Annotated in this window: 16 protein-coding genes and 10 pseudogenes; 15 read left to right on the forward strand and 11 right to left on the reverse strand. The window is 59.3% G+C overall.

The genetic code is table 11. From position 1 onward, the window contains the following. Window positions 1-130: 130 nt before the first annotated feature. Window positions 131-1,339, reverse strand: coding sequence for a beta-ketoacyl-[acyl-carrier-protein] synthase family protein (locus RPG13_RS31005; RefSeq protein ID WP_337126775.1), 1,209 nt, complete (start codon window positions 1,337-1,339; stop codon window positions 131-133). After that, the gene (locus RPG13_RS31010) at window positions 1,340-1,621 is read right to left on the reverse strand and encodes an acyl carrier protein (protein WP_127211608.1); all 282 of its coding nucleotides are present in this window, start codon (window positions 1,619-1,621) and stop codon (window positions 1,340-1,342) included. 1,487 nt (window positions 1,622-3,108) lie between these two features. Between RPG13_RS31010 and RPG13_RS31015 the strand changes: the two genes are divergently transcribed. From RPG13_RS31015 to RPG13_RS31025, 3 genes and pseudogenes are all read left to right on the forward strand, one after another. Further along, window positions 3,109-3,582 (forward strand): transposase, encoded by a 474-nt coding sequence (locus RPG13_RS31015; protein WP_287306804.1) that lies wholly within the window; start codon window positions 3,109-3,111, stop codon window positions 3,580-3,582. A gap of 475 nt (window positions 3,583-4,057) precedes the next feature. Beyond that, window positions 4,058-4,267, forward strand: coding sequence for a cold-shock protein (locus RPG13_RS31020; RefSeq protein ID WP_128178077.1), 210 nt, complete (start codon window positions 4,058-4,060; stop codon window positions 4,265-4,267). 4 nt (window positions 4,268-4,271) lie between these two features. After that, window positions 4,272-4,552 (forward strand): annotated as a pseudogene (locus RPG13_RS31025) (transposase); the annotation flags it as partial. Window positions 4,553-4,660: 108 nt separating this feature from the next. Here RPG13_RS31025 and RPG13_RS31030 read toward each other — a convergent pair. After that, window positions 4,661-5,985: pseudogene (locus RPG13_RS31030) on the reverse strand (transposase); the annotation flags it as partial. A 69-nt stretch (window positions 5,986-6,054) separates the two neighbouring features. On the opposite strand from RPG13_RS31030, the pseudogene RPG13_RS31035 reads away from it, so the two are divergent. Together RPG13_RS31035 and RPG13_RS31040 are read left to right on the forward strand one after the other, a co-directional pair. Continuing rightward, window positions 6,055-6,313: pseudogene (locus RPG13_RS31035) on the forward strand (transposase); the annotation flags it as partial. A gap of 486 nt (window positions 6,314-6,799) precedes the next feature. After that, window positions 6,800-7,129, forward strand: a pseudogene (locus RPG13_RS31040) (3-oxoacyl-[acyl-carrier-protein] synthase III C-terminal domain-containing protein); the annotation flags it as partial. Window positions 7,130-7,195: 66 nt separating this feature from the next. On the opposite strand, the gene RPG13_RS31045 reads toward RPG13_RS31040, so the two are convergent. After that, the gene (locus tag RPG13_RS31045; protein ID WP_287306803.1) at window positions 7,196-7,351 is read right to left on the reverse strand and encodes a hypothetical protein; all 156 of its coding nucleotides are present in this window, start codon (window positions 7,349-7,351) and stop codon (window positions 7,196-7,198) included. Between the two features lie 134 nt (window positions 7,352-7,485). On the opposite strand from RPG13_RS31045, the gene RPG13_RS31050 reads away from it, so the two are divergent. Further along, window positions 7,486-9,132 (forward strand): MFS transporter, encoded by a 1,647-nt coding sequence (locus tag RPG13_RS31050; RefSeq protein ID WP_337126776.1) that lies wholly within the window; start codon window positions 7,486-7,488, stop codon window positions 9,130-9,132. 198 nt (window positions 9,133-9,330) lie between these two features. Here RPG13_RS31050 and hemN read toward each other — a convergent pair. Beyond that, window positions 9,331-10,659: pseudogene (gene hemN, locus RPG13_RS31055) on the reverse strand (oxygen-independent coproporphyrinogen III oxidase). An 832-nt stretch (window positions 10,660-11,491) separates the two neighbouring features. On the opposite strand from hemN, the gene RPG13_RS31060 reads away from it, so the two are divergent. From RPG13_RS31060 to RPG13_RS31070, 4 genes and pseudogenes are all read left to right on the forward strand, one after another. Beyond that, window positions 11,492-12,655 (forward strand): porin, encoded by a 1,164-nt coding sequence (locus RPG13_RS31060; protein WP_337126777.1) that lies wholly within the window; start codon window positions 11,492-11,494, stop codon window positions 12,653-12,655. A gap of 264 nt (window positions 12,656-12,919) precedes the next feature. Next, a pseudogene (locus RPG13_RS35010) lies at window positions 12,920-13,056 on the forward strand (LysR family transcriptional regulator); the annotation flags it as partial. Between the two features lie 387 nt (window positions 13,057-13,443). Beyond that, window positions 13,444-14,720: pseudogene (locus tag RPG13_RS31065) on the forward strand (TolC family protein). 536 nt (window positions 14,721-15,256) lie between these two features. Further along, a complete protein-coding gene (locus RPG13_RS31070) occupies window positions 15,257-16,009 on the forward strand; it encodes a carbonic anhydrase (protein ID WP_127208179.1) in 753 nt (250 codons plus the stop codon). Between the two features lie 163 nt (window positions 16,010-16,172). Here the strand turns inward: RPG13_RS31070 and RPG13_RS31075 are convergent, their stop codons facing one another. Continuing rightward, window positions 16,173-16,346 (reverse strand): hypothetical protein, encoded by a 174-nt coding sequence (locus tag RPG13_RS31075; RefSeq protein ID WP_189522629.1) that lies wholly within the window; start codon window positions 16,344-16,346, stop codon window positions 16,173-16,175. A gap of 292 nt (window positions 16,347-16,638) precedes the next feature. Here RPG13_RS31075 and RPG13_RS31080 point away from each other — a divergent pair, with 292 nt between their 5' ends. Beyond that, window positions 16,639-17,208, forward strand: coding sequence for a hypothetical protein (locus tag RPG13_RS31080; RefSeq protein WP_337126778.1), 570 nt, complete (start codon window positions 16,639-16,641; stop codon window positions 17,206-17,208). A 578-nt stretch (window positions 17,209-17,786) separates the two neighbouring features. Here the strand turns inward: RPG13_RS31080 and RPG13_RS31085 are convergent. Beyond that, window positions 17,787-17,984 carry a hypothetical protein gene (locus RPG13_RS31085; RefSeq protein WP_287236525.1) on the reverse strand — a complete coding sequence of 66 codons (198 nt, stop codon included), beginning with the start codon at window positions 17,982-17,984 and terminating at the stop codon, window positions 17,787-17,789. 79 nt (window positions 17,985-18,063) lie between these two features. Continuing rightward, a complete protein-coding gene (locus tag RPG13_RS31090; RefSeq protein WP_337126779.1) occupies window positions 18,064-18,330 on the reverse strand; it encodes a hypothetical protein in 267 nt (88 codons plus the stop codon). A 102-nt stretch (window positions 18,331-18,432) separates the two neighbouring features. On the opposite strand from RPG13_RS31090, the gene glyA reads away from it, so the two are divergent. From glyA to RPG13_RS31105, 3 genes and pseudogenes are all read left to right on the forward strand, one after another. Beyond that, window positions 18,433-19,770, forward strand: a complete 1,338-nt coding sequence (gene glyA / locus RPG13_RS31095) for a serine hydroxymethyltransferase (RefSeq protein WP_337126780.1) — start codon at window positions 18,433-18,435, stop codon at window positions 19,768-19,770. A 53-nt stretch (window positions 19,771-19,823) separates the two neighbouring features. Then, window positions 19,824-20,997 (forward strand): annotated as a pseudogene (metK, locus tag RPG13_RS31100) (methionine adenosyltransferase). 99 nt (window positions 20,998-21,096) lie between these two features. Next, a pseudogene (locus RPG13_RS31105) lies at window positions 21,097-21,459 on the forward strand (PfkB family carbohydrate kinase); the annotation flags it as partial. A gap of 466 nt (window positions 21,460-21,925) precedes the next feature. Here RPG13_RS31105 and RPG13_RS31110 read toward each other — a convergent pair. Both RPG13_RS31110 and RPG13_RS31115 read right to left on the reverse strand, forming a co-directional pair. Beyond that, window positions 21,926-22,167, reverse strand: a pseudogene (locus tag RPG13_RS31110) (type II toxin-antitoxin system VapC family toxin); the annotation flags it as partial. Between the two features lie 1,615 nt (window positions 22,168-23,782). Beyond that, window positions 23,783-24,829, reverse strand: a complete 1,047-nt coding sequence (locus RPG13_RS31115; protein ID WP_337126781.1) for a cytochrome-c peroxidase — start codon at window positions 24,827-24,829, stop codon at window positions 23,783-23,785. A gap of 561 nt (window positions 24,830-25,390) precedes the next feature. Here RPG13_RS31115 and RPG13_RS31120 point away from each other — a divergent pair. Then, entirely contained in the window at window positions 25,391-25,861 is a 471-nt protein-coding gene (locus tag RPG13_RS31120) for a MucR family transcriptional regulator (RefSeq protein ID WP_287261363.1), read from the forward strand. 126 nt (window positions 25,862-25,987) lie between these two features. On the opposite strand, the gene RPG13_RS31125 is transcribed toward RPG13_RS31120, so the two are convergent. Further along, window positions 25,988-26,200 (reverse strand): cold-shock protein, encoded by a 213-nt coding sequence (locus RPG13_RS31125; RefSeq protein WP_337126782.1) that lies wholly within the window; start codon window positions 26,198-26,200, stop codon window positions 25,988-25,990. Between the last annotated feature and the right edge of the window lie 80 nt (window positions 26,201-26,280).

Consider the following 26,280-nt stretch of genomic DNA (forward strand, 5'->3'; position numbering starts at 1 on the left):
TGTTTGATGGTGAGACTTCCGCCGCCAATTCCGGCATCCCAGAGGCAGCCAATAGCGCTCACTTCACATAGTGGTCCGGCAAGCAGCTAGATACGACAGGTGACCTCAAATGAGGCGTGTTGCATGGCTTCTACACCTGCCTGAATGCCAGAACTGCGTTCGTGCCGCCCATGGCGAAGGCGTTGCTCATGGCGACGCGCACCTTGCGCTCGCGCGGCACATTGGGTGTGATGTCGAGGTCGCAAGCGGGATCTGGCTCGCGATAGTTGGCGGTCGGCGGCACGACGTCCTCTTGGATTGCCATCACGCAGGCGATCATTTCAAGCGCGCTCGCTGCGCCGAGGCAATGCGCGTGCGTGGACTTGGTGGAAGAGATGGACATCGAATAAGCGTGGTCTCCAAACACACGCTTGATCGCCGCCGTTTCAGTCTGATCATTGCTCTTGGTACCGGTGCCGTGCGCGTTGAGGTAGTCGACGTCCTCGGCATTTAGCCCGGCATCGGCAAGGCAGGCGCGCATCGCCGATGCTAGCCCCTCGACAGATGGCGCGGCAATGTGGAAGGCATCGGCGGAAAGGCCGACGCCGGCGATCTCGGCAAGGATTGTGGCACCGCGCGCCGTGGCATGCTCGTAGCTTTCCAGCACGGCCATGCCCGCACCCTCGCCCAGCACCAGGCCCTTCCTATCGGCGGAGAAGGGCCGGCAGGTATCGGATGAAAGCACGCGCATTGCTTCCCATGCTTTCAGCACTCCCCATGCAAACGGCGAGTCGCTGCCCCCGGAAACCATTACGTCGGCCCGGCCCAGCTTGATCTGATCCACCGCCGAGGCGATCGCATGGTTGGCCGAGGCACATGCGGAAGTCACCCCGAAGACCGGCCCGCGCAAGCCGAGGCTCAAGCTAAGATGGACGGAAGCGGCGCTGGGCATCACCTTTACTCCAGTGAAGAGTTCAGCACGGATTGCGCTACCCAAAAGCAGTGAGCGGTAAGTTTGTTCTGTTGCGTATGAACCGGTAAATCCGACGCCCACTGTCGCGCCGAAGCGATGGGCATTCCCTTCGTCGCAGGAAAGTCCGGCCTGCCGCATGGCTTCGCGCGCTGCAAGCACGGCGAGCAAGCTGAAGCGGTCCATGGAGATGAGATGCCCCCGGTTAATGTCGTGCTCGGGCAGCGCCTTGATCTCAGCGCCCGTCATGCCATCCAGGTCATGAAGCTCGGAATTGGCGATCGGGCCGATGGCGGAGCGGCCTTCGCGCATCTCTTTCCACATAGAGGTGGCGTCGGTGCCCAGTCCGCACAGGCCGCCCACTCCGGTGATGACGACGCGCCTGTCCATTCAAGCCTCCTTCGCAAGCAAGCCGCGGACGGCGTCCACGACGTCGCCGACATTCTTGAGATTCGACCAGGCATCGGCCGTGTTCATGTCGATCTTGATGCCGTAGGCCTGTTCCACATCCCAGAGAATGTCCGCCAAACCCAGCGAATCGAACCCGAGCGCGTCCAGTTCCGTGGCGATTGTTATCTCGCCGACGAATGACGCAGGCATTCCCTCACCGCTCTCCGACTCGGCGCGTTTCTTGATCAGGGCAATGACGTCCGTTGCGAATTGATCGGCCATTCTGTTTCCTATCTTTCTTCCAGCGTTTCGACTTCGACGCGGCTCAGTTCCTGAGGCGCGCCGCGTCGCGAAATAGCCACCACGCTTGTGCGACTGACAAAGCCCAATGCTCATAAAAGCCGGATCAGGTCCGGCCGGTGTGTGGCGTAGGCGCGGTATGCCGATGTGAGCCGCTACACCGTGTGCGTCGTAGCCGATTTCCGCGGGCTTCCGGCCCAACTGCGGCCGCCTTCGAATGGCTTTGCGTGACATGCTCGGTCAGTTGCAACTCACTTTCCCAGCACTCCACTGCCCGGTAAAGCGCATGAAAAACCTCCTTTCGGGCAGTTCTTAAGACGCTCGTCACGCCATGAGGAAGTGGGTCATCGGTGTGCGTCAGGTGCTTCTGCCCATGCAAGATTCCAGAGCATTGATGAAATCGTTTGTTTCGATGAAAGGCATCCACACTTTGGATAGTTGACCACGCGTTTCAAAGGTCGTGAACTAACATCTCTCGCTGAACTTGATGCGCTCCCGACAGAGCGCAACCTCATGGGCGCGGCATGCAGGACCAACCGAGCCTCCGGTCATGAGTGCGGCCTTGCCGGGTTGGGCGATAGGCAGCGTCATGCCCTTCCTGCTGGTCAAGCACTCCGAAAAAACATTTCCCCCATATATGCTAGATCTTCCGCTGCCTTTTCGCGTCACAGGCCGCCAAACGCCCGGCCGTTCACAACAGTGATCCGGCAAGTGTTTGGCTGCGCGAGACGATGCTGCAGGGAGTCGTCCTGCATGGCACTTCGCTGTGATGCGGCGGTGCCGTCTAACCGGCGCCTCGTGCTCGAACGCACCGAAGGGCCACCGCGATCAAAATCGATGATTCGAGGACCGTTGATCATCACCCCGCCGGCCTAGATCTTGTTTGCGGCAACGAGAGCGACACAGAGACTGCTGGTGAAGATGCCCGCCGGCCCGCTATGTTCCGGATGGCTGACCATCCCGGATGGACCCATCGAGGGTGTCAAAGGGCGAGCATGAGCACAGCGCGAACAGTTCACGGGCCCGTCCGACGGTGGCCGCAATGCAACTTCGCGCCAGCATGCGCTCAGCAGGATCGGCACCATCCTGCCAGGGGGCAATGCGAGTGGCTGGCTAAGCGGCTGCGACGCTGCCCGGCATCGATGGTGAGGACCTGGCGCCGCGCGAGGAGCAAGAGTAGACGGATAGTATGCGCGGGAGTTGCGATCGACCACCTTGCTTCTAAGGCAGACTGAAAGCGGCTCTTACCGGGCGGCTACGCTGTTTCAGAGACTGGGGCGTCGTGCACATCCAGCCGATACTCTATGTTGCGGATTGCGAACCCATGGCATTGCCGCAGTTACTGGCATCATGTTAACGCGTCCGACGGCGACATTGGCGAACACGGTTTTGTGGCCGCAGTTGACAAAGCGCATAAGTTCTAGATGCTGCGTGCTAGAATAGATGTTTGAAATCGCAGGGAGTTTCTGATGGCCGACCTTAAGGAAACTGAGGCAACCCAGGCAGCAGGCGAGGTGCCCGTGAAGGAACAGACACCTGACATAAAGGCGCCGAAGACGCGGAAGCGGACCGCGCAGCGCGCAGGTGCTATACGAACCAGAGCCGCCAGCTCGGCTCTCCAGGCGTCTTCATCTAAAGCGATCGTTTCGCCTACAGTCCGGGCAGCGCGGAGAAATTACTCTGAGAAAGAGCGTGCCCAGAAGCTCGGCGAGATCGAGAAGCAGATCGGACGGGGAGATAGTATCAAGGCAGCCGTTCAGAACGCTGGAATATCGGAACAGACGTACTATCACTGGAAAAGGGCTGCTGGTCAGACAACACAGAGCGATGAGCTCAAGGATCTTGTGAAGCTTGAAGAAGAGAACGCCCGTCTGAAGAAGCTCCTCGCTGACCGGCTCCGGAAAGAAAACGCCGAGCTCAGGAAAAAGCTCGGGCTTGCTTGAGCCCTTTGCCGCCATAGGCAGAAGGCCAGAGGGCCGACTGACCTGAGCTCCAAGGTGACCTTCCTTTCTTCCTTTTTGGCACAGCGAACAGCGACTTCGCGCCCCAGCAGCCGATACTGGCGCAACGAGCTGTTTCGACCTGAGACCGGGCAGCCGGCAACTGAAGACGTTCTTGACGAACGCGCCCAGCCGCTCCCGCTTAATGGCCGGTGGTCGGCCCAATTATGTGTACGAGACTGGCAAGTCTCCCGCGTAGCACCGGGTTTCCATCGCACGGAGCGATTGACGAGCGAGGCACCTTTGCAACGCCGCGCCCGTGATCGAAGCCCGCGTCGGTTTCGAGCTCGCGCTGAGAGGTGGAAGGCAAAGGTAGAGGTTGAGGACGACAATCGTCATTGACGTGCTCAGGGCGATGGCTAGATCGCCTCCGCGCGGGTGAAGATTGCCCGCCTTGCCAAGATGAGGAAATAGGCGCGTGGCTACAGGCACGGTAAAGTGGTTCAATGGGACAAAAGGCTTTGGGTTCATCCAACCCGACTCCGGCGGTGCGGACGTTTTCGTTCATATTTCTGCCGTTGAACGTGCCGGGTTGAGGGCCCTCGCTGATGGCCAAAAGGTCAGCTATGAGGTCGAACAGGACCGGCGCACCGGAAAATCGTCTGCCGGCAATCTCAAGGCGATCTAAGTTGCTGTGGATCGGCGCCACCTACCTGAAGGTGCGCCGCGGCGGCCGCATCGGTCGCCGTCATCATCGCTGTCGGCGTCAACGCGGACGGCCGGCGCGGTGCTGGAAATGGAGGTCGGCACGTCTGAGGCCGAGCCGATCTGGACGGAGTTCTTGCGCAAGCTGACCCGCCGCGGCCTGTGCGGCGTCAAGCTCGTCGTCTCCGATGCCCATGAAGGCATCAAAGCGGCCGTCACCAAGGTGCTGTGCGCGACATGGCAGAGGTGCCGCGTGGGGCTGTTGAGAAAGCCGGTTTTTCAACATTTGTTCCGAGACAACGCTGGTCTTGGTGTCAGAACTGCCGAACGCCCTCGTCAGGTCTCGTCAGGTCTCGTCAACGAGGTTCAGAGGGTGCATCAACAGCAACAATCCCAGGAATCGGTCAAACAAAGCGGCAGCTAGCCGCTTCAGGTTCACCGCCGCTGCGGTGAGATAGGCTTGGATCTTCATATTGGCGAGACTCCGGCGGATCGCTCGGGCCAGTCCGTGCCAGTTCTTCGCCTCGCCATGGAAGCCCTCCGAGCGCCACCGGTGGCGTTGGTAGAGACATTGATCCTCCTCTGACCATCGCTCTCGACGCCGGCGCGCTCTCAACAGCGCGGGATAATCGTCACCCACAACAACCGCTTTGTTGACGCGCCCCTTGGAAAGACACAGGGAGGCAAGGTCGCAACCGGCGCACTCACTGGAGCGCGAATAGAAGAAGCGGCCGTGCTTCACCGGCCTAGTCGGACGTAGGATCTTTCCCCGCGGACACTTCAATATGTCGTGCTTGGCATCGTAGCGGAAGCGGCGAAGCGGGACCGGGCTACGGATCGGCTCTGCCTTGGCCGGAATCAACGCATCAATGCCGCGACGCTCGAGCGCCCGAACACTTTCGCGTAGGCATAGCCGGCATCGGCAGTGACGGTGCTAACAGATAACCCGGTCGACACCATGGCGGCTTCGATCCGTTCGACGATCATCTGTCCCTCGTTGATCTCCCCCGTGGTCACGGCAACATCGAGAACTACCCCGCGCAGATCATCGACGATGGTATGCTGTTTGTAGGCGGGCTCAAGACGGCGGTTGCGGGCGTTTGTCGCCATGCTCGCATCGGGATCCGTGATGCAGACTTTTTTGAACTTTCCTGTCTTGCGGCTTTTTCTGATCGCTGCCTCCTCATCTGCATTCGCCGCGCTCACCGCCTCAAGGTGGCGCAGCGCCAAGCTATCCCAGCTGACGTCGGCGCGGATTAGCGAAGCATCGACATGAATGACTTTGCCCTTGGCGATTTTGGCGTCGATACAGGCTTGTACAGTGCTCTCAAAGATCCGGTGGAACCGTTCTTCACCCCAGCGCCGGCGGATTCTCGTCAACGAAGAATGATCGGGCAATGCCTCATGGAGGCCGTAGCCGACAAACCACCGGATCGCGATGTTGACCTGCGCCTCCCGCATCAGCCGGCGATCATGCACAATTCCAAGCAGGAAACCCGCGAGCATCAGGCGTACAGCCACCTCGGGATCGATGCCGGGGCGGCCATTGTCGGTGCAGTAGAGGTTCGCCACCTCGTCGCGCAGCCAGGACAGATCCAGCACACGATCGACCCGCGCGAGAATATGATCATCAGGGAGAAGCTGTCGCAGCGAGCCAGTCATGAATAGCTCAAGCTGATCGCGCTCCTTCCGTCCCAGCATCGCGAACCCCTCCAGAGAATCAACGATTTCACAATTGAATCAGCAGGAGGAGACTTCTTCAACAGCCCCCGCGTCCACTTCATGAGGAACGTGCTGGCCCATGCCGGCAAGAGCGGGCGCCGCGTCGTCTCCGCTCTTCGCCACCGCCTTCGTCCAGGAAACGCCCGAGGCCGCAAGCACGCAATGGCGCGCCGTCGCCGACCAGATCCGGCCGAAGGTACCGAAGCTGGCGACAATCATGGACGACGCCGAGCCCGACGTGCTTGCCTACATGACTTTCCCCAAGGAGCACGGCGCCAAGCTGCACTCGACGGATGACATCGACAAGCGTGATTTCGCTTGTTCGATTCCTTTGCGTTTCTTTGTTCGGCTTCAGGTGAGCTGTTCTTCGCCGCGGTCTACAGGATTTCCCGTGCGAGCGTGTCGAGACGCAGTCAAGGCTGGCCGGTGCGATGGCGCCACGGCCGGCTGCAAGGTTTCCAGGCCACGCCTTGACGGCGTCGAGCACGGCGCCAGTCTAGAGCGGACCGAGGCGTCGGTCGTGCCCGCACATTCCTTATGCTATATTTGTCCCGGCACGGACGACCACGTGGCAAAGAGTGGTGCGAGAGGATGAGAGTGCCCGCCACGCAGCCGTTATAGTCGTTCCTCTTTTGTGGCGTCCGTGCGCCGCTTCGACCCGCGTGGCCGCCAATGCCGAACCATCAGCTCGCAGGCACGCTCGGCATTTTCGGCCGCGGCTTTCTCGCTGTTTCGCAACTCCTTCACGTTGTAGGCGTAAGCCGAACCGCGGCGACCGACACCGCGCTCGCCCGGTGCGCCAGCCTTCGCCAAGGCCGTGGAGATGATGTCTCGCTGCTCGCAGGACGCGCTCTCTGCTGCCCGAATGCAGTCACAATACATCGATCGGTTTGTGCCACACCAGGCCAATACCCGCATTTTCGATGCCGTCGGGCGCTACATTGGTATCGCCGACGGTGCTGTCGTCAAGACAATCGCCGAATACGGCAACTCTTCCGCCGCGACGATCCCGCTCTCATTGTCGCTCGCCCATCGGGCGCAGGCGTTTCGGCCCGGCGAAAAGATTCTCCTTTCGGCGGCGGGTGCCGGTCTCAGCGGAGGCGCCATCGTCATTGGAATTTAGCCGTACGACGGCCATGAACAGGATTGGTCACGAATGACATTAGCAAAACCGGCCCAATGCGAAAAATCAGTCGCCGGCAAGCCCCATGGGTGCTGGTTCGGTGACGCGAGAGCGATGACCTTGCCGGCGATTATTTTCGAGCAGGAAGATCGGCATGGCTACCTTGCTGGGGCGCGAGGAACTGGTCGGCCGATCTAGCGGAGCGGAGGTGGCCGAGCTCATGCACGGCTTCTCCATTGCGATGTTGTCATCCTAAATCGAGAAGTCTGCCCCTACCAATCAATTGATCAACATCGTAACGGCGGTAGTGGCAGCCGTGAATTGAATAACCGGCCCCTCGAAGGCAAGCGATCGTCATGCAGTCCGAAGCAAACGCTCATCTGCCCATCTCAGCGACGCTCGCTCCATTTCGAAACCAAGTGTTTCGCTCGATCTGGACGGCCACCCAAATACCCAGCCTCGGGTGGCTCGTGCAAACGGTTGCTATCAGCTGGCTGATGGCCACCATTTCAGCGTCCGATCTGATGGTTGCACTCGTCCAGGCCGCATCCACATTGCCGGTATTCTTCCTCTCAGTTTTCGCCGGAGCCATTGCCGACAACTTCAGCCGCCGGTGGGTGATGTTTGCGGGACACTGCCTGATAGCATCGGCGTCGACGACGCTGATGATTTCTGTGGGTCTGGGATTTGTCAGTCCTTGGCTGATTCTCGGGTTAGGTTTCCTGGCCGGCTGCGGCTTTGCCTTGAATGATCCGGCCTGGCACGCTTCGGTCGGCGATATCCTTCACAAACGCGACATTCCGGCCGCAGTGACGCTTATGTCCGTCGGATACAACATTGTGCGCAGCGTTGGTCCGGCCTTGGGGGGCGTGATCCTGGCCGTCTTTGGGCCGCTGGCCGCTTTCGCCTTGGCTGCGGTGAGTGATCTGGCGCCTATAAGCGCGATATGGCGCACCAAATGGGAGGTCCGCTCTTCGCCTCTCCCTCGTGAGAGAATGACGACGGCAATTCATGACGGAGTGCGCTTTACGGCGATGTCTTTGGAGATCAGGGCAGCGACCGCCCGAGCAGCTCTTTTCGGATTGGCAAGCATCTCCATTCTGGCGTTGCTCCCTCTCGTCGTCCGGGATCAGTTGAAGAGTGGGCCAATTGTCTACGGTATCTTATTGGCCGGCTTCGGCATGGGTGCTTTCATCGCGGGCATGGGCAACGGCTTCTTGAGGAAGGTCACGTCTCAAAACAGGCTGGTGGCCTTCGCCTCTGTGGCTTGTGCAGTCTGTTGCCTCTCCCTTACCCTGACATCGTCGGTTCCTGTGGCGGCCATTTCGCTGGCGCTCGGCGGAGCGGGTTGGCTTATCACCTGGACGGGCATTGACGTGTCGGTGCAGTTGGCAAGCCCAAGGTGGGTCGTCGGCCGCACGCTCTCCATTTACTACGCCTTGAGCGCAGGCGGTATGGCTGCTGGCAGCTGGATCTGGGGTTCTGTCGCGCAAAACTATTCCTTGACCTCAGCATTGGAGGGCGCCGCGGGCGCTCTGTTGCTGGTTGCAGCTGCGGGGATCGTGTTGCCGGTCCGTCCCTGGGAAGAAACGGATCAAGAAAGTTCAGTTTTTCATCCGCCGGACGTGGCTCTCGATCTGAAACCCAGAAGTGGCCCTATCGTGGCCAAGGTCGAGTATTTGATATCGGAGGAAAATATCGAGGCCTTTCTGGGCTACATGCGCACGCGGCGACACGTCCAGAGCCGTGCCGGTGCACGAAACTGGACGCTCCAGCGAAATCTGCAAACACCGTCACTTTGGACGGAGACATTCCGCACCCCCACCTGGATGGACTTTCTCCGCCTAAATCATCGACTCACCGCAGCAGATAAGGAAGTCGGCCAGCATCTCCTGGCACTGCATGAAGGAGAGCTGCCTCCGCAGACAGTGCTTTCGATTGAACGAACGACTGAGGCAGCTCGTACCCGTCCCTCAACAATGTTTTCTCGTCCTCCGAGGTGACGCCATGACGAAGAGAGCACATGGTTCACAATGTGCCCAAGCTGCGACGAAAAGGTCGTGCCCAGAACCAGGCCTTAACCCACTAAGAACCAAAACGCCGTAGACGGCCAGGGGCGGCCCCGCTGCCGTTGTTCTGAAGGCCGGCCAGCTTTCCACCCTGGCGGGTGGTAATTCCATCGGGTTCCCTTTGGCCTTCGCTCAGCGATTCGCAAGAAAAGCATCGAATGCGGCAGCAACAGCACGAACCACAAAGCGATGTTCCTGCCGCACGCGGATGAAACCATCTTCGATGTCCACAATCCCATGCTTGGCCAGCATCGCCAAGCGTTCAGCGGAATCGACAAAACGGAGCGGATCAAATTGGTGGGCGGCACAGATGGCCGGCACGTCGGCCTCCAAATCGCACATCAGCCGCTCGATGATTGCGGCTCGCACGCGATCTTCGTCGGTGAGACGATAGCCCTTTGACGTCGCCGGACGGCCCGCCGCGATGTGCCGGGTATAACGATCCCGTGTGACCTCGTTCTGGACGTAACCCCCGCCGATGCGGCCGATAGCGGAAGCGCCGAAACCGATCAGAGTTTTGCACGTATCGGCCGAATAACCCAGCGAGTTGCGGCGCAGGCGACCGGCTTTCTGCGCCAGGGCAAGTTCGTCGTCCGGCAATGCGAAATGGTCGAGCCCGATCTCTCGGTAACCGGCGGCTATCAGCGTCTCGGCCACGGCCGCAGCCTGTTCGGCACGGGCATCGCTATCCGGTAGAGCTGCCTCCTCGATCAGGCACTGATTCTTTATCACGGAAGGAATGTGCGCGTAGCCGAACACCGCGACCCGGTTGGGGCGCATGGCGACCGCCGCCATCGCGGTCTGGACACAGGACTGCACAGTCTGTTTAGGGAGTCCGAAGATGAGGTCGAAATTGATACGGCTGATTCCATGCCCGCGGAGATTTTCGACGGCGGCCGCAGTCTGCGCCTCACTCTGGACCCGGTCGATCGCTTTTTGAACTTTGGGGTCAAAGCTATGCACGCCAAGGCTTGCCCGGTTCACGCCCGCTACTCCTAAGGTTTCGGCCATCTCGGCCGTGAACGCGCGTGGGTCGATCTCGACTGCGACGGCGGTCGCTTTGCTGAACGCGAAGCGGCGGCGCAGGAGTACCATCAAGTCCAAGAACTCCGCTGGCCCGATGAGGGTCGGTGTTCCGCCGCCGAGATGGACGTCGCTCACGGGCAGCGCCTGCGGCGCTTGCTCAGAGACCAAACGAATCTCCTCACGCAGCACCGTCAGACAGTTAAGAAACCGGCCCATCCCGGCGGGTGATTGTGGTAGGGAAGCCGCAATACCAGCACATCGATCGGCAGAACGGAATGTGGACATAGAGCGACACCGAATCGCCGGCAGGCAGGCCCCTCAGCCATTCCTCATATCCTCCGCACCGACTGTCGTGGAGAAGTCCGGCACAGTCGGATAGATGGTGTACCAAGGCAGTCGGGCCTCGCGATATTTTGTCAGGATCGAGGTCTGCAAGAGCTATCGTTCCATGCCGCGGACCAACATCCTTGTCGCTGCCCTCGCCGCGAACTTGTATGGGTTAATGTCATTCCTGACACGGCGATTTACCACCGCTTCCCCTTCAGTCTGCCCCTTTCTCGACGAGACGCCGTAGCGCGGTATCGCCATATGCTGCGAGATGACCGGGACCACTTTGCCTTGCTCTCCGACTGGTAGCGCGCCTCGGGTCGATTCCCAGCATCTGGCAAGCTCTTTTTTTTCGATTGCCCGCCAAGACCATTTGGCTCTCGCGCGCTGTCTATCAGGGAAGTGGTCGACGTAATCAGCAGGTCCGCCGCGGTCCTAAGAGCCTGCTGACCGGTCGCTGAAAGCAGCTGAGCCGCGAGGCGCATGATCGACGCCAGATCGCGCTCGGCGCAGAGCCAGGTGAGTCGCACAAGGCGAGAATTCGCATGTGCCGCCGCAAAACGGAACGCGCCATGCTCGGCACCGCGCAACGGGGCTCCCGCCTGACCTACCAACCGGCGGGGGGCATGATGTTTCGACCCAGAGGCTTCACGGCGAACAAATGCTGTCGGAATCCAACAAAAGTGTCACAAATCGAACAGACGAACCGTGCCCTACGTCTGCTTTCGCGCGCAGCCTGCCCCCCAAATCAAAAATAAGGGAGCGCGACGAAGTTGCGCCGGCCATCCAAGTGTCAGCACGGAGTTACGTCTTCAGGATGGCACGTCGCTTGCTGCTCTGCATTGAAGACCGACGGAGGCACATCTTTTTTTGCTCGCGGGATGGCCAACGGCTCGCCCTTTGACGCTCTCCGCATTTAAACTTTGATTGGAGATCCAGAATGAATGTAAGGAGCCTTTTTCTCGGCTCAGCTGCGGCCCTGATCTCCGTTTCGGTCGCTTGCGCAGCTGACGAAGTCTCCGCGCCGGACCCGACCGAATACGTCAAGATCTGCGACGCCTACGGTTCGGGATACTTTTATATCCCCGACACCGAGACCTGCCTGCGCATCGGCGGCTACATCCGTTACGACATCGGCCTCGGCGATGTCCGATCGTATGACGGGGCAAGAACCTCCGATCTGAGAACTGGCGAGGCTCAGGGGACGTGGCGAAAGAACGGGCGTTTCACGTTCAAAACTTGGACCGGCCAAGAGACCGAGTTCGGCGCGTTGAGGACCTATACCGAAACTCGCATCAACTTCGGCAACCGCAACGCTTATTCGGGTCCGGAGAGTCCTCAGAAGAACAATGCCTTCAACAGCGGCGTCACGTTGGGTTCCGCCTGGATGCAGCTTGGTGGCCTCCGAATTGGTAAGGACGGGCCGGCGTTCGATACGTTTATAGGCTACGCTGGTAACGTCCTCGATAACATACTCGTTCCGTACGGCGACTTCGATGCCAACGTGGCTCAGTACTACTTCGATGCCAGTAATGGCTTTTCGGCAGTGGTTTCCCTCGAACAAGGATCGGGTGCAGTCGGTACTATCGACAGCCATGTTCCACACGTCGTCGTCGGCGTGAAACAAACGCAGGGGTGGGGCGCGATCACCGGCGTGATCGCTCGTGACAGCAACTACGAAGCGTTGGCCGGCAAGGTCCGCGTTGACGTCCAAGTCACAGATGACCTGTCGCTATTCGGAATGTTCGGCTACGGCTCCATTGGCAATCTCAACGATGACCCAACCAACGCAGTCGCCGGTCATGGTCGCGGCTTCTACAAAACTTGGGGCGGCAACTGGGCTTTCTGGGCCGGCGCCACTTATGAGTTCGACGAGAAAACCTCGTTCAACCTTCAGGTATCGGGTGATCAGCTCAGGAACTCTGGTGTGGCTGCAAACATCGCCTATATGGTCGTTCCAGGTTTCACAGTCACAGCCGAAGTCGACTATTACCATTACGGCAACTTCGGCCTCGGCACGGCCGACCCTGCCGGGGTGAATTGGACTGGCGCCGGCAAAAAGAACAGCCTGGCTGGCATACTCCGTTTCCAGAGCTCATTTTGACCGAACGAAATCTGCGTCTTGGTGGTTGACGGAAACCTGCAAGTCCCAGTGCAAGCACCACGGCAGCAATCCAACACAAAGCAGCGTGTGAGTGACCACGTTCCGTCGAGCGAGGTCGATCTCGTTCGAGATTGACAAGTTTGCCTTCGTGCGCCGGCGTTGCAAGCCGACCTGGGCGATCGTCGCAAAGCCGGGATATCAGAACACCTCAATAATCACTGTCCGACATTGGCTGTTGCCCGTCCACTCTATCGACTAAGCCAAATTTGGGGCCTCAATCTCCTCGTTGCGTTCGACGCTCTGAAAGTGAACGCGCGCACACGGCCGCGGCACGAAGCATAAACCTGGGTGAGGTGGTTGTGAGTGCGGCCATCGCGCGGCTACGCACCTACCCGCGCAATCGCCGCAGGGGTACTCCCTTATTGGTGAATCGAGCTCCGCTCCAGTGAGTCAGTCGGGCAGGAGGTCGGAGAGGCGATCTCGGACAACAGTCGCAGGTGTCGCAATCGGCCGCCCTTTGGTGCGAATGTCTCGTCCAACGGCAGCTCCGGGGATGTGCGGAATGTATCCATGATTTGGATGATCCAGATCCAAACAATCTATTGTTCAATTTATCAGCCTTCGCAAAAGCTGACCGCGGTACCACAGCGTTGCAGGCGCAGATACGCACGCAGGTGGCGCCTCAAACAGCGTCTTAGTTGCGACCCGGGCATTCTGGGTGCGTTCAACGCGGGGGCCGTGCACCCCTGCGCCCGCGATTGTCCAGCGTTCATAATTGGAGAAAGAATTTGCGACCAAGTAAGAGACTGGCCGGACTGGCATTCTTGATTATAGCGACTGTACCGCTCTCCTCGAACGCTTCGGGCGAGAGCATTTTGGGAGCCCTATCGAAGGCATATGAGAACGATTCTTCTCTGAATTCGGCCCGCGCCAATGTTCGCGTCACCGACGAGAGCGTGGCAATCGCAAAATCAGGGTGGCGCCCGACGATCGAGGGTTTCGCGACCATCGATCAGTCCAGCAGCCATGTAAACGGGAAGAATAAAAACAAGCGCATGACGACCGGCGAATATGGCGTGCAGATCAAGCAGACGCTGTTCGACGGTTCTCAGACGAGGAACAATGTCGCGGCCGCCGAATCGCAGGTAAGAGCTTCGGTAGAAAGCCTGGGCGACACTGAAGAGAACATCCTGTTCAAAGCAGCCCAGGCCTATATGGATGTCGTTCGCGACCGGCAGGTAGCGGTGCTGACGCATCAAAACGTGCGGTTCCTGACCGAGCAGGCGCGAGCTGCGCGTTTACGCTTCAAGGTCGGCGAAGTCACGCGTACTGTCGCTCAGGCCGACGCTTCGCGCGCCTCTGCCGTGGAGCAATTGGCCGCCGCCCGTGAGCAGGTCCTGGTAAGCGCGGCGACTTATCGTCAGTTAGTCGGCCACGAGCCGGGGAGGCTCAGGGCCGCTTCGCCGCTGTCGAAGCTTTTGCCGGCGAGTCTCGATGCGGCACTCGTGACTGCATCACGCGAGCACCCCACCATTCTCGCCTCGGAGCATCTGGTCGACGCGGCAGCGTTTTCGGTGAAATCGGCCGAAGGTGCGCTGCTGCCGCAACTATCCGCTTCCGCCGGCGTCTCGAGCGCCTATAGCAACACCTCGCCTATTGCCAGCCAACAGGACGGTACGACCAATTCAGCTAGCATCGGCGCGAAATTGACCATACCGATCTATTCGGGTGGCCGCGCTTCGGCGCTTGTACGACAGAATAAAGAATCGCTCAGTCAGGTGATTGCCGCTGCGCAGCTTGCCTTGAATGGCGTCGTCGAGGAGCGCGATGTCGGCCAGCGCACCACGCTCGACGTTCTCAATGCCCAGGCGCAGTCATCACCGGGATGATCAATCAAGCCAAAGCCAAACATGACGTCGTGGTGGCGAGTTATGGCATCCTACAGGCAATCGGTCACCTGTCGGCCGAGCGTCTCAACCTGCAGGTGATAAAATACAGGCCGGAAGAACACTACAACGATGTCAAAGACAAGTGGATCGGCCTACGCACGCCGGATGGGCGATAAGCTGTCGAGCGGATGTACCCACATGCACTCAGAGTCACTCCACCGATCCGAGCACAGGGGCGTCGTCAGCAGCGCCGCGCATGGGCGTGAATGCATCCATATCGTCGATGCTATTTATCGAAGCATTCGATTTCTCTAGTTGTGCGATGTTGAATATGAAGGTGTAACTTGGCGCGGTGGGCAACATCGGAGTAGTTGCATGGGAGGCCCGGGTGCCGAGACCATTTTCTGAAGAGAGGTCGTATGGTTTGGATTGCCAGGGCAAACGGTGGTCGTGGAGGCAACGATCACGTATTCGCCGCAGATAGCTGGGCCATCTAGCGGACGACAATGGCCGCGACAAACCGCATATTGGTGATGGCGGTCCCGGCGACGATGTCCTGTATCCGGTGACGTGAAGCCCTGAGCGACGCGCTGGTCGCATACCGAGCTGTTCGGCGCAATTGCGACGATGTTGCCACATCGTAGTTGTGACTGCAGCTCCCGCCATAACAACCTCAATCAAAAGCTCGGTTCAAATCCAGGAGCGAAGCAATATGCATCGTCGTAATCTGATCAAAGGGTTCGTTGCTCTCGGCGGGTGTGCCATTAGCGCTGAAGCCGCGCGGGCGGCCAGTACCCATTGGGGATATGCCGGCCCGGCAGGACCCGAACACTGGGGCGATCTGGATGAAAGGAATTTCGTCTGCTCGGCGGGCACGCAGCAATCGCCGATCGATGTCAAGGGCGCCATCAAGGCGGATATTCCCCAAATCGCCATAGGTTGGCACAAGGGCGGCGGCAGGATGGTGAACAACGGCCACACCATTCAAGTCAACCTGCCGCAAGGCAGCACGCTCACCCGCGGGGATCGTGTCTACGACCTGCTACAGTTCCATTTCCATGCGCCGAGCGAACACCACGTCGCGGGCAGGAGTTTTCCGATGGAAGCGCATTTCGTCCATAAAGACGCCGACAGCGATACTGTGGGTGTGCTGGGCGTGTTTCTGACGCCGGGCGCGACAAATGCCAGCTTTGCCAGCCTTGCCGCAGCATTTCCCGCAACCTCAGGCGAGGAGACAGCGGTCGACGAGGTCGACCCCAACGAGTTTTTGCCGGCTTCGCTTGCCTACTGGACATATGAAGGATCATTGACGACGCCGCCATGCACCGAAAACGTCGAGTGGATGGTTGCAATGGAACCGGTTGACGTCGACCCAGCAGACATGGAGCGATTTACCTCACTCTATCCGTTGAACGCGCGGCCTATCCGTTCACCCAATCGGCGCTTCATCCTAGGCCTGGGCTGAGGTCCCGCCACCGTCACGGGGCAAGGCCCGGCTGACGCGCTATATCGACGTCATCGCTCCGCGTCGCAGAGGCCCTTTGGGAGCTCAGCCTCACCTTGGTGCGGACCCAGACCAAGTTGGTCGGTCGCGCTGCGATGCGTGGGCAAGCGCGGCAGGAAACGATCTAATTTCTAGGCCTGACGCCGCACTGCACGCGTAACCCGAAGATTTTGATCGGCGCGTCGATATCGTTGGTATAGTCGAGCCGGTCGACCCCGATCGCAAGCTTCGCGCCATTGAGTTTCTTCTGCAGGATGAGATATAGGCGTCCTGTTTCCCAAGCGACTCCGAAGCACATTGTGCGACCTGCCTGGGATCGATACCGGTCGGAACTTTTGGCAAACACCAAGTTTTCTGGCAGGCATGGAAGTTGTCCAGGTGCACCTGGGGGGTGATGCATCAGGCGACCTCCCTCCCTGCAACCTCTCTCTGCCGTCGTCTCACGCGGACCGACCTCGATTGCAGGACACCCGAGACGATCTCTTCCATCCACGGGCACTTGCTTTGCTATCACCTCGGTAACGATGCGGCGGTATCAGTACGCCCGAAATGGAGTTCGTCGCCGTCCCCGAGAACCTCGGCCTTGAAGATTGAACGGCAAGCTGCAGCACGACGGAGCCGTTCGGCGCGGTGCTTCCTTATTCGCCGCACCCGAATTGGTGCGCGACGAGGCGGCGCGCGGACGAGCATCATTCCCCAGCATCTATCATCCTGAGAGCGAGCGGGTGATCCTCGGCTGTAATTTCCTGGTCAAGATCAACGCCATATCGGGAGCTCGGTCGTCACCTCTGATGACGAAAGGGGAAAAATGCTCTGGACGGCCACTGGAGCGCCAGCGCTGTATTGGACCTGTCGACCGCGGCAACATCCACAAGGTTCTGGATTGGCGTGCGAAATGCGCCGGTGCCGATTGGTACCATCCAGCTTTACCAGGGCTCGAGTCGAACCTGACCAGCTTGAGCATCAGCGTGAGCGGCTCGCCCCATTGCGAGCTGGCGTCGCACCTGATTTCTTTCAGAAGAGATGCAGGGTGGTTCGATCCGGCACTGACCCTTGAGCGGGGGGCTGGTTTGAGCCGGTGCCGGACCGAACCGTCTCAGGGCAACGCCGGCTATCTCGTGGAAGATTGGGACAACGCCGCGGCTAAACGGTGGCGATAATGTGTCACGGATTCACCAATTCCAACAACCACTTCGCCAAATGTGACTAGACGTTTCGGAAACGGCGCAGTGCAGCTGGCTTTGGCCAGAGCTCTTCAGTTCGGCCACGAAAACGCGAACATTGGCTGTGGGACTGACCGATCACTGCGGTCGGGTGGAAGATAGGGAACACTCGCAATTGATTCCGCAGATCGACGGGCGACACACACCATTGTGACCAGCAGGTGCGGCTCGACTCGCGCGACATCGACCAGATCCTCAGGAAGGACTCACACTGGCAGCCACTGAGTGGCGCGATCATTTTGCCGGTTGCCTTAGCCTACCTGAGCGACGCGGATGAACGCCACACTTGGCTGTTCAGGCAGACGCCGTGGCACCATCGCCCCCTGTCGCGTCGGACCCAGGTCCTCACAGGCATGCTGCGTTCTGGGCGGCGGCCGCAACGAGATGCTCCTCGAAGGTCGACCAAAAACTGAATGCTGAAACGATCACGACAATGGGGTCAATAGTGGGCCTGTATTGTATCCTCATCGGACCAGCCGCCCATCTTAGCCGATGGCCCGCTTGCAACAGATCCTTCAAAGAAAATCGTAGACTCTTAGCACTCCAAACCGCTGGGAATGGTTATGTTTCATCTGACGCAAGTGGGTCGAGACCGTGGCGCCGTGTACCGAGCCAAAACTGCAGCGCGGGTTTAATGCAATGCCGGCAAGAGCACCCATGTTGGCCGGGAAACGAGTTGCCTGCCGGTCGAGCGTATTGCTCCTGTCGGACAAGAAAATTTCCTCTGAAGGTCTGGAGGACGCGAAGTGGACGGAATCAATAGGACGACCGCCCAACCGATCATAAAACTGGTCAGGAGCCTAAGGGCGGCGGCTCATCTTGATCGGCTTCGGATCCTGGGACTTTGCGCGCATGCGGACCTAACCGTCTGCGAGCTGGCAGAAGTTCTGGCTCTGCCCCGGCGAGCACGTTATCGGACATGTCCGACAGCTCGCCAGAGCCGGCTTTCTTCTCGGCAACGAACAGCGCCCCTGGCCTTCGTACCACCTCGAAGCAGGAGGCTCTGACGGCGGCTTGGTTCAATTGTTGGTTGATCTCCTGCCCCACGGCGATGGCCATCACAGACAAGACCTTCTGCGCCTGGAGGCGATACAGGGCGCGCGGTCCAAGGTGACCGCCTGCTTGTCCTGAAACTTAGTCGGAATGGAGCGCGAAGCTGATATGAACAATTCGACTGGCGGCGCCATCGCGGAGCCTGACACTTGCGGGTGGCCTCACCTGGCCGCCGTAGATTCTCGCGTTCACGAGCTGCTTTTAAGACAGGAGCGCCAGGAGCGGACGACCCTCAAACTTATCGCCTCCGAGAACTTCGCGTCCTCGGCGGTATTGGAATCGACCGGGTCTATTTTCACCAACAAGTATGCCGAGGGATATCCCGGCGCGCGCTACTACGCCGGAAACGAGATCGTCGATGAGCTTGAGACCCTCGCGATCGAGCGCCTGAAAGCGCTATTTGGCAGTGAGCACGCCAACGTGCAGCCTTATTCCGGCTCGCCGGCCAATCAGGCTGTCTGTCGAGCGCTGTTGTGTCCGGGAGACAAGATGATGGGCTTGACCCTCCCCGGCGGCGGGCATCTGACTCACGGTTGGGTCGTCAACTTCTCGGGCACTGACTATCAGCGAGTTCCGTACGGGCTGCACGAAAAGACGCAGCAGATTGACCATGACCGCTTGCGCGAGACGGCCAAGCGGGAACGACCGAAGCTCATTTGGGTCGGCGGAACTGCTTATCCGCGTATCTTTGACTATGAGGCAATGGCCGAGATTGCTTCGGAGGTGAACTCCTATCTGGTGGCTGACATCGCCCACATCAGCGGCCTGGTTGTCGCAGGAGTGCATCCGAATCCTGTTGGCCATTGCGATGTGGTCACCAGCACCTCTCACAAATCGATCCGCGGCCCCCGCGGTGGCTTCATATTGTCAAGGAATGAAGACCGCTATCAGGCGCTCTATCATTCCAAGAGCAAACACAATCTGGCCAAACGAATAGACCGTGCCGTGTTCCCTCTCCTCCAGGGCGGACCGCACATGAATACGATTGCCGCGCTAGCTGTCGCTCTGCACGAAGCAGGGGCCCCGTCCTTCCGTGTGTACGGTCAGCAGATCGTCGACAATGCGAAGGCTCTGGCCCAGGCGCTTCTGGAGCGAGGTTACGAACTCGTCAGCGGGGGCACTGACAATCACATGCTGATCCTTGATCTTCGGGACCGGCCGCTGTCCGGGAAAGCCTATGCCGAGCGCTTGTCGCAAGCAGGTATCATTACGAATTTCAATATGGTGCCGGGGGACCGGCGCCATCCCGCGCTCACCAGCGGCATTCGGTTAGGGACGCCAGCAGTGACGTCTGTGGGCATGCGCGAGACGGAAATGCTGCAGATTGCCGCCTTCATCGACCTGGTTTGCGGCCAGCCCGATGATTCGGACGTGCATGCCCGCGTGCGCAGAGACGTTGCCGACTTCTGTGCTGCGTTCGACGTACCTGGCATCTCCGACAGGTAAGACGGACAGATCAACTGTCACATCTAATCCAACGTTTGAAACGAGGACATTCCATGACCAGACAATTCGTGTTCTCTTCCGAATCCGTCGGCGCGGGACATCCCGACAAGATGGCCGACAATATCTCAGATGGCGTCCTCGATGCGATCCTTCGTAAGGATCCTAAGGCTCGCGTCGCTTGTGAAGCGTTGGTGAAGTCAGGGATGGTCGTTCTGGCTGGCGAGATCACTAGTCACGCGCAGATCGACTACAGCCAGGTTGCCCGCGATATCATTTTGGACATTGGATATGATAACGATGCGATCGGCTTTGACGGCCGGCGTTGCGCCGTGATCCTGGCCTTATCCGAGCAGTCGCCCGACATCAGCCAGGGCGTCGACGAGGGACGAGGGCAGGATCTCGAGCAGGGAGCGGGGGATCAGGGCCTCATGTTCGGGTACGCGTGCAATGAGACCGGAACATTGATGCCGTTGCCAATCCAACTCGCTCACAAATTGACAAAAAACAGGCAGAGGACGCCAAACCGGACGCCTTGGCTGGCTTCGCCCGGACGTTAAATCTCAAGTGTCCGTTCGTTATGAGGGTTTGCGCCCGGTAGCGCTTGATACCATAGTCCTGTCGACGCAGCATGACGAGGAGGTCTCACAAGCCACAGTCCGCGAAGGCGTCATTGAGGAGATCATAAGGCCGGTCTTGCCCTACGACTTGGATACGACGGGGATAAGGTTCCTGGTCAATCCGACAGGCCGGTTCGTGCTCGGTGCCCCGCGCGGTGATTGCGGGCTTACCGGACGCAAGATCATCGTCGATTCCTACGGCGGGACGGGGCGTCACGGCGGGGGTGCCTTTTCGGGCAAGGACCCATCCAAGGTTGACCGCTCGGCGGCCTATGCCGCCCGGTATGTCGCGAAGAACATCGTCGCCAGCGGCCTTGCGGAGGTCTGCGAGGTTCAGCTTGCCTACGCGATCGGCGTGGCCAGTCCGGTTTCTGTCATGGTCAATACCTTCGGAACCGCAAGGATCGAGGAAAAAAGGATCGAGCGCCTTGTTCTCGAGGTTTTCGATCTCCGACCGAAAGGCATCATCGAGATGCTTGATCTCTTACGCCCGATATACCGCAAGACGGCGACATACGGACACTTCGGCCGTGAAGAGCCTGAGTTCACCTGGGAGAAGACGGACAAAGCTGACGACTTGCTGCGTGAAGCAGGACCGGCAGCTGCGTGAGGGCGGCTGGATCAAGCGCATGCGGCAACCCATTTCAACTCGCGAGACCCGCGCCGGCCGGCATAGCAGAAAGCCGGTGACTCGTTGGCGGAGATATTGATGCCGGATTATGACGTGCTTTGCATCGGCAATGCCATTGTCGACATCATCGCCCAGTGCGAGGAGGAATTCCTCGAAACCAACGGCATCATCAAGGGCGCGATGAACCTGATCGACACAAGGCGCGCCGAACTGCTCTACAGCCGCATGGGCCCGGCCATCGAAGCCTCCGGTGGCAGCGCCGGCAACACGGCGGCGGGCGTCGCCTCCTTCAGCGGTCGCGCCGCCTTCTTCGGCAAGGTCTCGAACGACCCGCTCGGCGAAATCTATGCCCATGACATCCATGCGCAGGGCGTTGCCTTCGATACCAAGCCACTCAACGGCGAGCCGCCGACGGCGCGCTCGATGATCTTCGTGCAGCCCATCCGGGTCCGATAGCAGAATATCTTTGATGGCGGCGCTGGCGATCTTACTTTCAGTCTTGGTGATAGTGGCGTTCCCCAGGGAATAGGTGACGTTGAACATCACCAGCCTGCCATGACCGAACCCGGTCGAGCCAGAGCAGAACATCGCAACGTGACGCTGACCGACACGCGCGTTTCGGCGATCGGCTCTTCCACGGATTGGATGGCGCCGTCCTACCACACGGCCGCACCCCCGGCGAGGCCGAGCCGCTCAATCTCCTGGCCGGAATCCTTGGCGCAGCCGGCTCTACCAGCAGCTCGGGCGGTTGGCCGTTCTGACGAAGTGGCGCAGATCGCTACGCGGTGGATGCGCGGTAGCGATGGCCTTGTTCAAACAAATCGCTGGCATGCGGCACATCGATTCGGGCTCGGAAGCGGACGGTTGCAAGCGCGACTAACGCCCTCACCGCTACTTTCTGGGCCGTTTATGGTTTCCACGGCGAGCCAGCTCTAGTCCCGTCATCTCGAAATCTGTCGGATTCCGGGTAGCGACACGGCCGCCGTTTATACGTGCAATTGCGGCGATCATGCCATCGGGGCGCCGACATCCCGCCCCTCGCGCATGGCAGCGCACATGATTTCACCATAGGCCAAGGCTGCCTCTTGAGTTTACCCTAAAAATTCAGTCAGCAAATCGACGTCGCCAGCTAGAAAATCCCTGCTCCAGGGATCGCGAACAGGGACACGCGGAGATGAAGATGACGGTGAGATACCAGGCGACCATCATTGTCCCTCTCCGAGGCAGGTAGTAGCAGCGTCAGGCTCACGGCTAATGCGATGGGGCCGAAGAGAAGACCGACCCGAACAACGCACCCGAGTGTGGATTTGCGAATTTTGGACGTTTGCTTTGGCCGCATTTCAGACCGCTTCCTGTCAGGCGACGTGCGCTTCAGGGGCACGCTTTAGCCCAGTGATCATGGCTCGAACGATGTTCGATGTGATTGAAGCTCCCCGGACCCCGCCAATGGCAAGCGCGACCTGAGACGGCATCGGATGGCAGGCGGTTCATGCGCCTGCTCGACATTGGGCGCCCGTCCAGGAGAACCGGGCAGTATTTTTTTTGGTTAGGTGATCATGGCTTCTCGTTGTCCGTGCGCGGTTTCAGATGACCACGCATGCACCGTGCCAAATCAGGAAACCGTTTGGGGCAGTGATTAAGCGGACTCAGCTGTGTTGCGTGTCCGACATTGTCGGACATCTGACATCACCGAACGCGAAGCCGGCTTTCGGCTCGGGATGAGATCGGCTCGTGCGGAAGAGGATTGAGCCGCGGCAGAAGCTAGGATGCGCTGATTGCCCGGATCATTGGATTGGATGCAATCGGCGTTGGAGCCACTGAGAAGAACGTTGCCACTTGTGGAGATGGGATTTGCCTCTCGCCCCGGTCGGCGACCTAGCTCTCTCGCCACCGGAGGCGAGCTGGTCGTCCCAATAGGCCTCAAACTCGACCTTGTATCGAAAGGCCGCAACTGGCGGTCACGGCACCATTCGCCGATGAAACCAGCCCGCGCTTTGGCTGCTCGTCAGCTATCGTCAATTCCCTCTGCGGGCCCTGGCGTCGCTGTGGCTCTCAAGTGGTTGATGCGGGTCGCAGCGTAAAGGGCTTCTAACGCATCTCAATGGCTCGCCTCCGTGAGCGGCTTGCGTCGGCAACCAAGCGGGCGCTGGCAATCTCGACGCATTCGCTAAATGATGACGGGCGAAGGTTCGCGCAGGGCGACGACCACGCGGCAGCGGTCTGACTGGTGCTGTGCAGCTTATGAGCTTGGAGCGAGCTGCGCTCCCTGTCGGCGCGGAACCGGCACTGGATGAAGGACCACGTAGTCGGGCAGGCCTGGCTTGCTTTCGGCGGATGCGCAGGCCTGCTGATCAAGGGTGGGCCCGCGGGGCCTCGTTCGGTGGTTGCGTTGCGAGCAAGAACCAATCCGCTCGGCATGTGTTCGGGACGGCTGCATGCCGGCCAGCGATCGCCGCGCACCTGGTTCAGGCGAAGCGTCGTTCAACACTCGGGCTCGTCTGGGCCGCACAGTGATCGGCGGATTCAGGCGCTGCCGCGCATGAACACCTGACACGAGAGAAAGCCTCAGCTCGCAGAAGCTGCTGTCGAGCAGTGGAAGAAAAGCCGCTTGCACATTTCCCGGTCCGACTCACTCCAGAAACTTAACTGTTGCCAAAGAGCTGGCGAAGGAAGCCGTCTTTAATTGGGATCAGGCTAGGCACTTGTGTTCTCATGCAGCGCGATCGCCTCTTCCAACGATCGACTTCCGTGCCAACTCCGCCGTTCATTTACCCAAGATTTGCGATTGAGGTCGAGGTGTTGTCGCCGTTTCGGCGGGTAAGATGGGGTAGGTTATCTTAGGAACCTCTCCGGTCAGCGAGCCAAGGAATGCAACGAGCAGGTCGATTTGTTCGTCCGTCAGTTCTTCGCCGAGCTGGGTGGCCGCCATGATGGTGACGGCCCGTCTCAGATCCCAAACCTTGCCAGAATGGAAATATGGCGCGGTGAGTGCCACGTTGCGCAGCGGCGCAACGCGGAAAACATAGGAATCCTCGGCTGCATCGGTGACGGCAAGTCGGCCTTTGTCGTTCTCCGGCAGAACGTCGACGCTAGGCTTCTCAACAAGGCCGAATGGGTAGTAGCCTTCCCCGCCAAGGTTGGTACCGGCATGGCAAGATGAGCAGCCCTTGTCCATGAAAAGCTTCAGGCCCTGTTTCTGTTCAGAACTCATGGCGGCGTCGTCGCCATTGAGGAAAGCGTCGAAGGGGGCGGGCGTGACCAGTGTGGTCTCAAAGGCTTCGATCGCCTTGGCTAAGTTGTCGAAGGTGACGCGATCGACCTCACTAGGGAAAGCTGCATTGAACCAATCGACATATTGCGGCATCGACTTGAGCGTTTCGACGACTTGGTCCGGTGTGTTGGCCATTTCGTCACCGGCTTGTATCGGTCCTTTGGCCTGAGCCCTCAGGTCTTTGGCGCGACCATCCCAGAACTGCGCTTTGTTGAATACAGAGTTAAACACGGTCGGCGCGTTACGCCGCCCCTTCTGCCAAGCATGGCCGATTGAAGTTTCATGATTGTCGTCGCCGCCGGTCGCCAAGTTGTGGCACGAGTTGCACGAGAAGACGCCTGACGACGACAGTCGTGTATCAAAGAACAGCGCCTTGCCGAGGGCGATCTTCTCCGGTGTGATCGGGTTGGCGACCGTCGGCGTGGATGGCAAGGGCTTGAAGGTGGCCAGTGCTGCTTCTTTGAGGTCGGGGATCAGTTGCGCAGCAAACGCGGTGGCTGCCGGCAACGCGACCGCCATCGCAATGAACAGAACTTTCATAAATGGTTTCCTTGCGGTGTGCACGGAAACCATTCTCCACATTAGGTTAGCGGACGCCTTGCGCTAGATCAGCGGATCGAGAGGATAGGGCCTGCCGGCCAGGTTCGATATGGAATCGAGCGGCAGAAGCCGTATTTGGGGTGTCCACCGCTCCGACAGCGGATTCCAACAGGTGGGGCCCGCGCCACGCAATTTGGCGCTCAAGGTTCCACGGCTCGTCGCCACAATGCCACAGCAACGCCAACGTGTTTCATGCGGCCGAAGGTTTTCTGGCGCGTCGAATGCACGGCTCATGTTATCGAAGTTAAGCTTTGTGCGTCTTCGGCTCCTCCTGTTCCGAATTCAAATGGACGAGATCGGAAATGAAAGTCAATCAGCAACCAGTTGCGGGACAGCCATTACCAGGCAGATCAGCCTTCGCGATCGCGTGATACGACTCGATGATCTCGATGCTGGACGACCATCGAAATAATCATGTCGAGACATTGGTTGTCTTAAGCGGAAACCGCCACTAGAAGCGACGCTTCGCCGACTATGGTTCAAATCCGCCCGGAGAGTTTCATGACAGAAGAAGCCTACAAAAACATCGACAACCTCATCCAGCTTACCGCCGATGTCGTCTCAGCCTATGTCTCCAACAATCCGGTCCCGGTGGCGGACCTCCCTGCACTGATCAGCCAAGTGCACGCGGCACTGGAAGGCAGGGTAGGAAGTGTCTCCCAGAAAGAGCTGCAGGCTTTGAAGCCTGCTGTCCCGATCAGGAAGTCGGTGACACCGGACTACATCATCTCCCTTGAGGACGGGAAGAAATTCAAATCACTAAGGCGCCATCTGTCGACCCACCATGGTATGACGCCGGACGAATATCGCGCCAAATGGGGGCTGCCCGCGGATTATCCCATGGTCGCACCGAATTATGCTGCGGCACGCTCGGCATTGGCCAAGACTATGGGGCTCGGCCGCAGACCCAAAGAGCCGGAAACGTCAGCGCCGGCTGCTGTAAAGCGGACCCGCAAGAAGGTCGCAGCTTGATTCATCTATTCTAGATTCGTCTGGACCGCGGCTGCATCGGCATAGAACGTGAAAAGGCGGGGACCACCCCCGCCTTGCTTTCGTTACGTGCCGGTCATTCCGCTCTTGCCCGGGCGCAGGAGAAATTCAGCCAACTTTGCTGAGGTTGCTGGCAGACGACTTGCCAGTGCGGCGGTCCTGTTCGATCTCATAGTTGATCTTCTGGCCGTCAGTGAGGGTCGAGAGTCCCGCGCGTTCCACAGCGGAAATGTGGACGAAAACATCCTGACCGCCATTGTCGGGCTGGATAAATCCAAATCCCTTGGTGCTGTTGAACCACTTTACCGTTCCGGTCGTCATAGTCGTATTCCTTTGTAACGATTGCAATGTGGGCAGGCCATAAGCCAGTCAGTTTCATATCCGAGATTTTAGGGGCAGCA

The sequence above is a fragment of the Mesorhizobium sp. ISC15 genome, from assembly GCF_037162615.1.
Lineage (GTDB): Bacteria > Pseudomonadota > Alphaproteobacteria > Rhizobiales > Rhizobiaceae > Mesorhizobium > Mesorhizobium mediterraneum.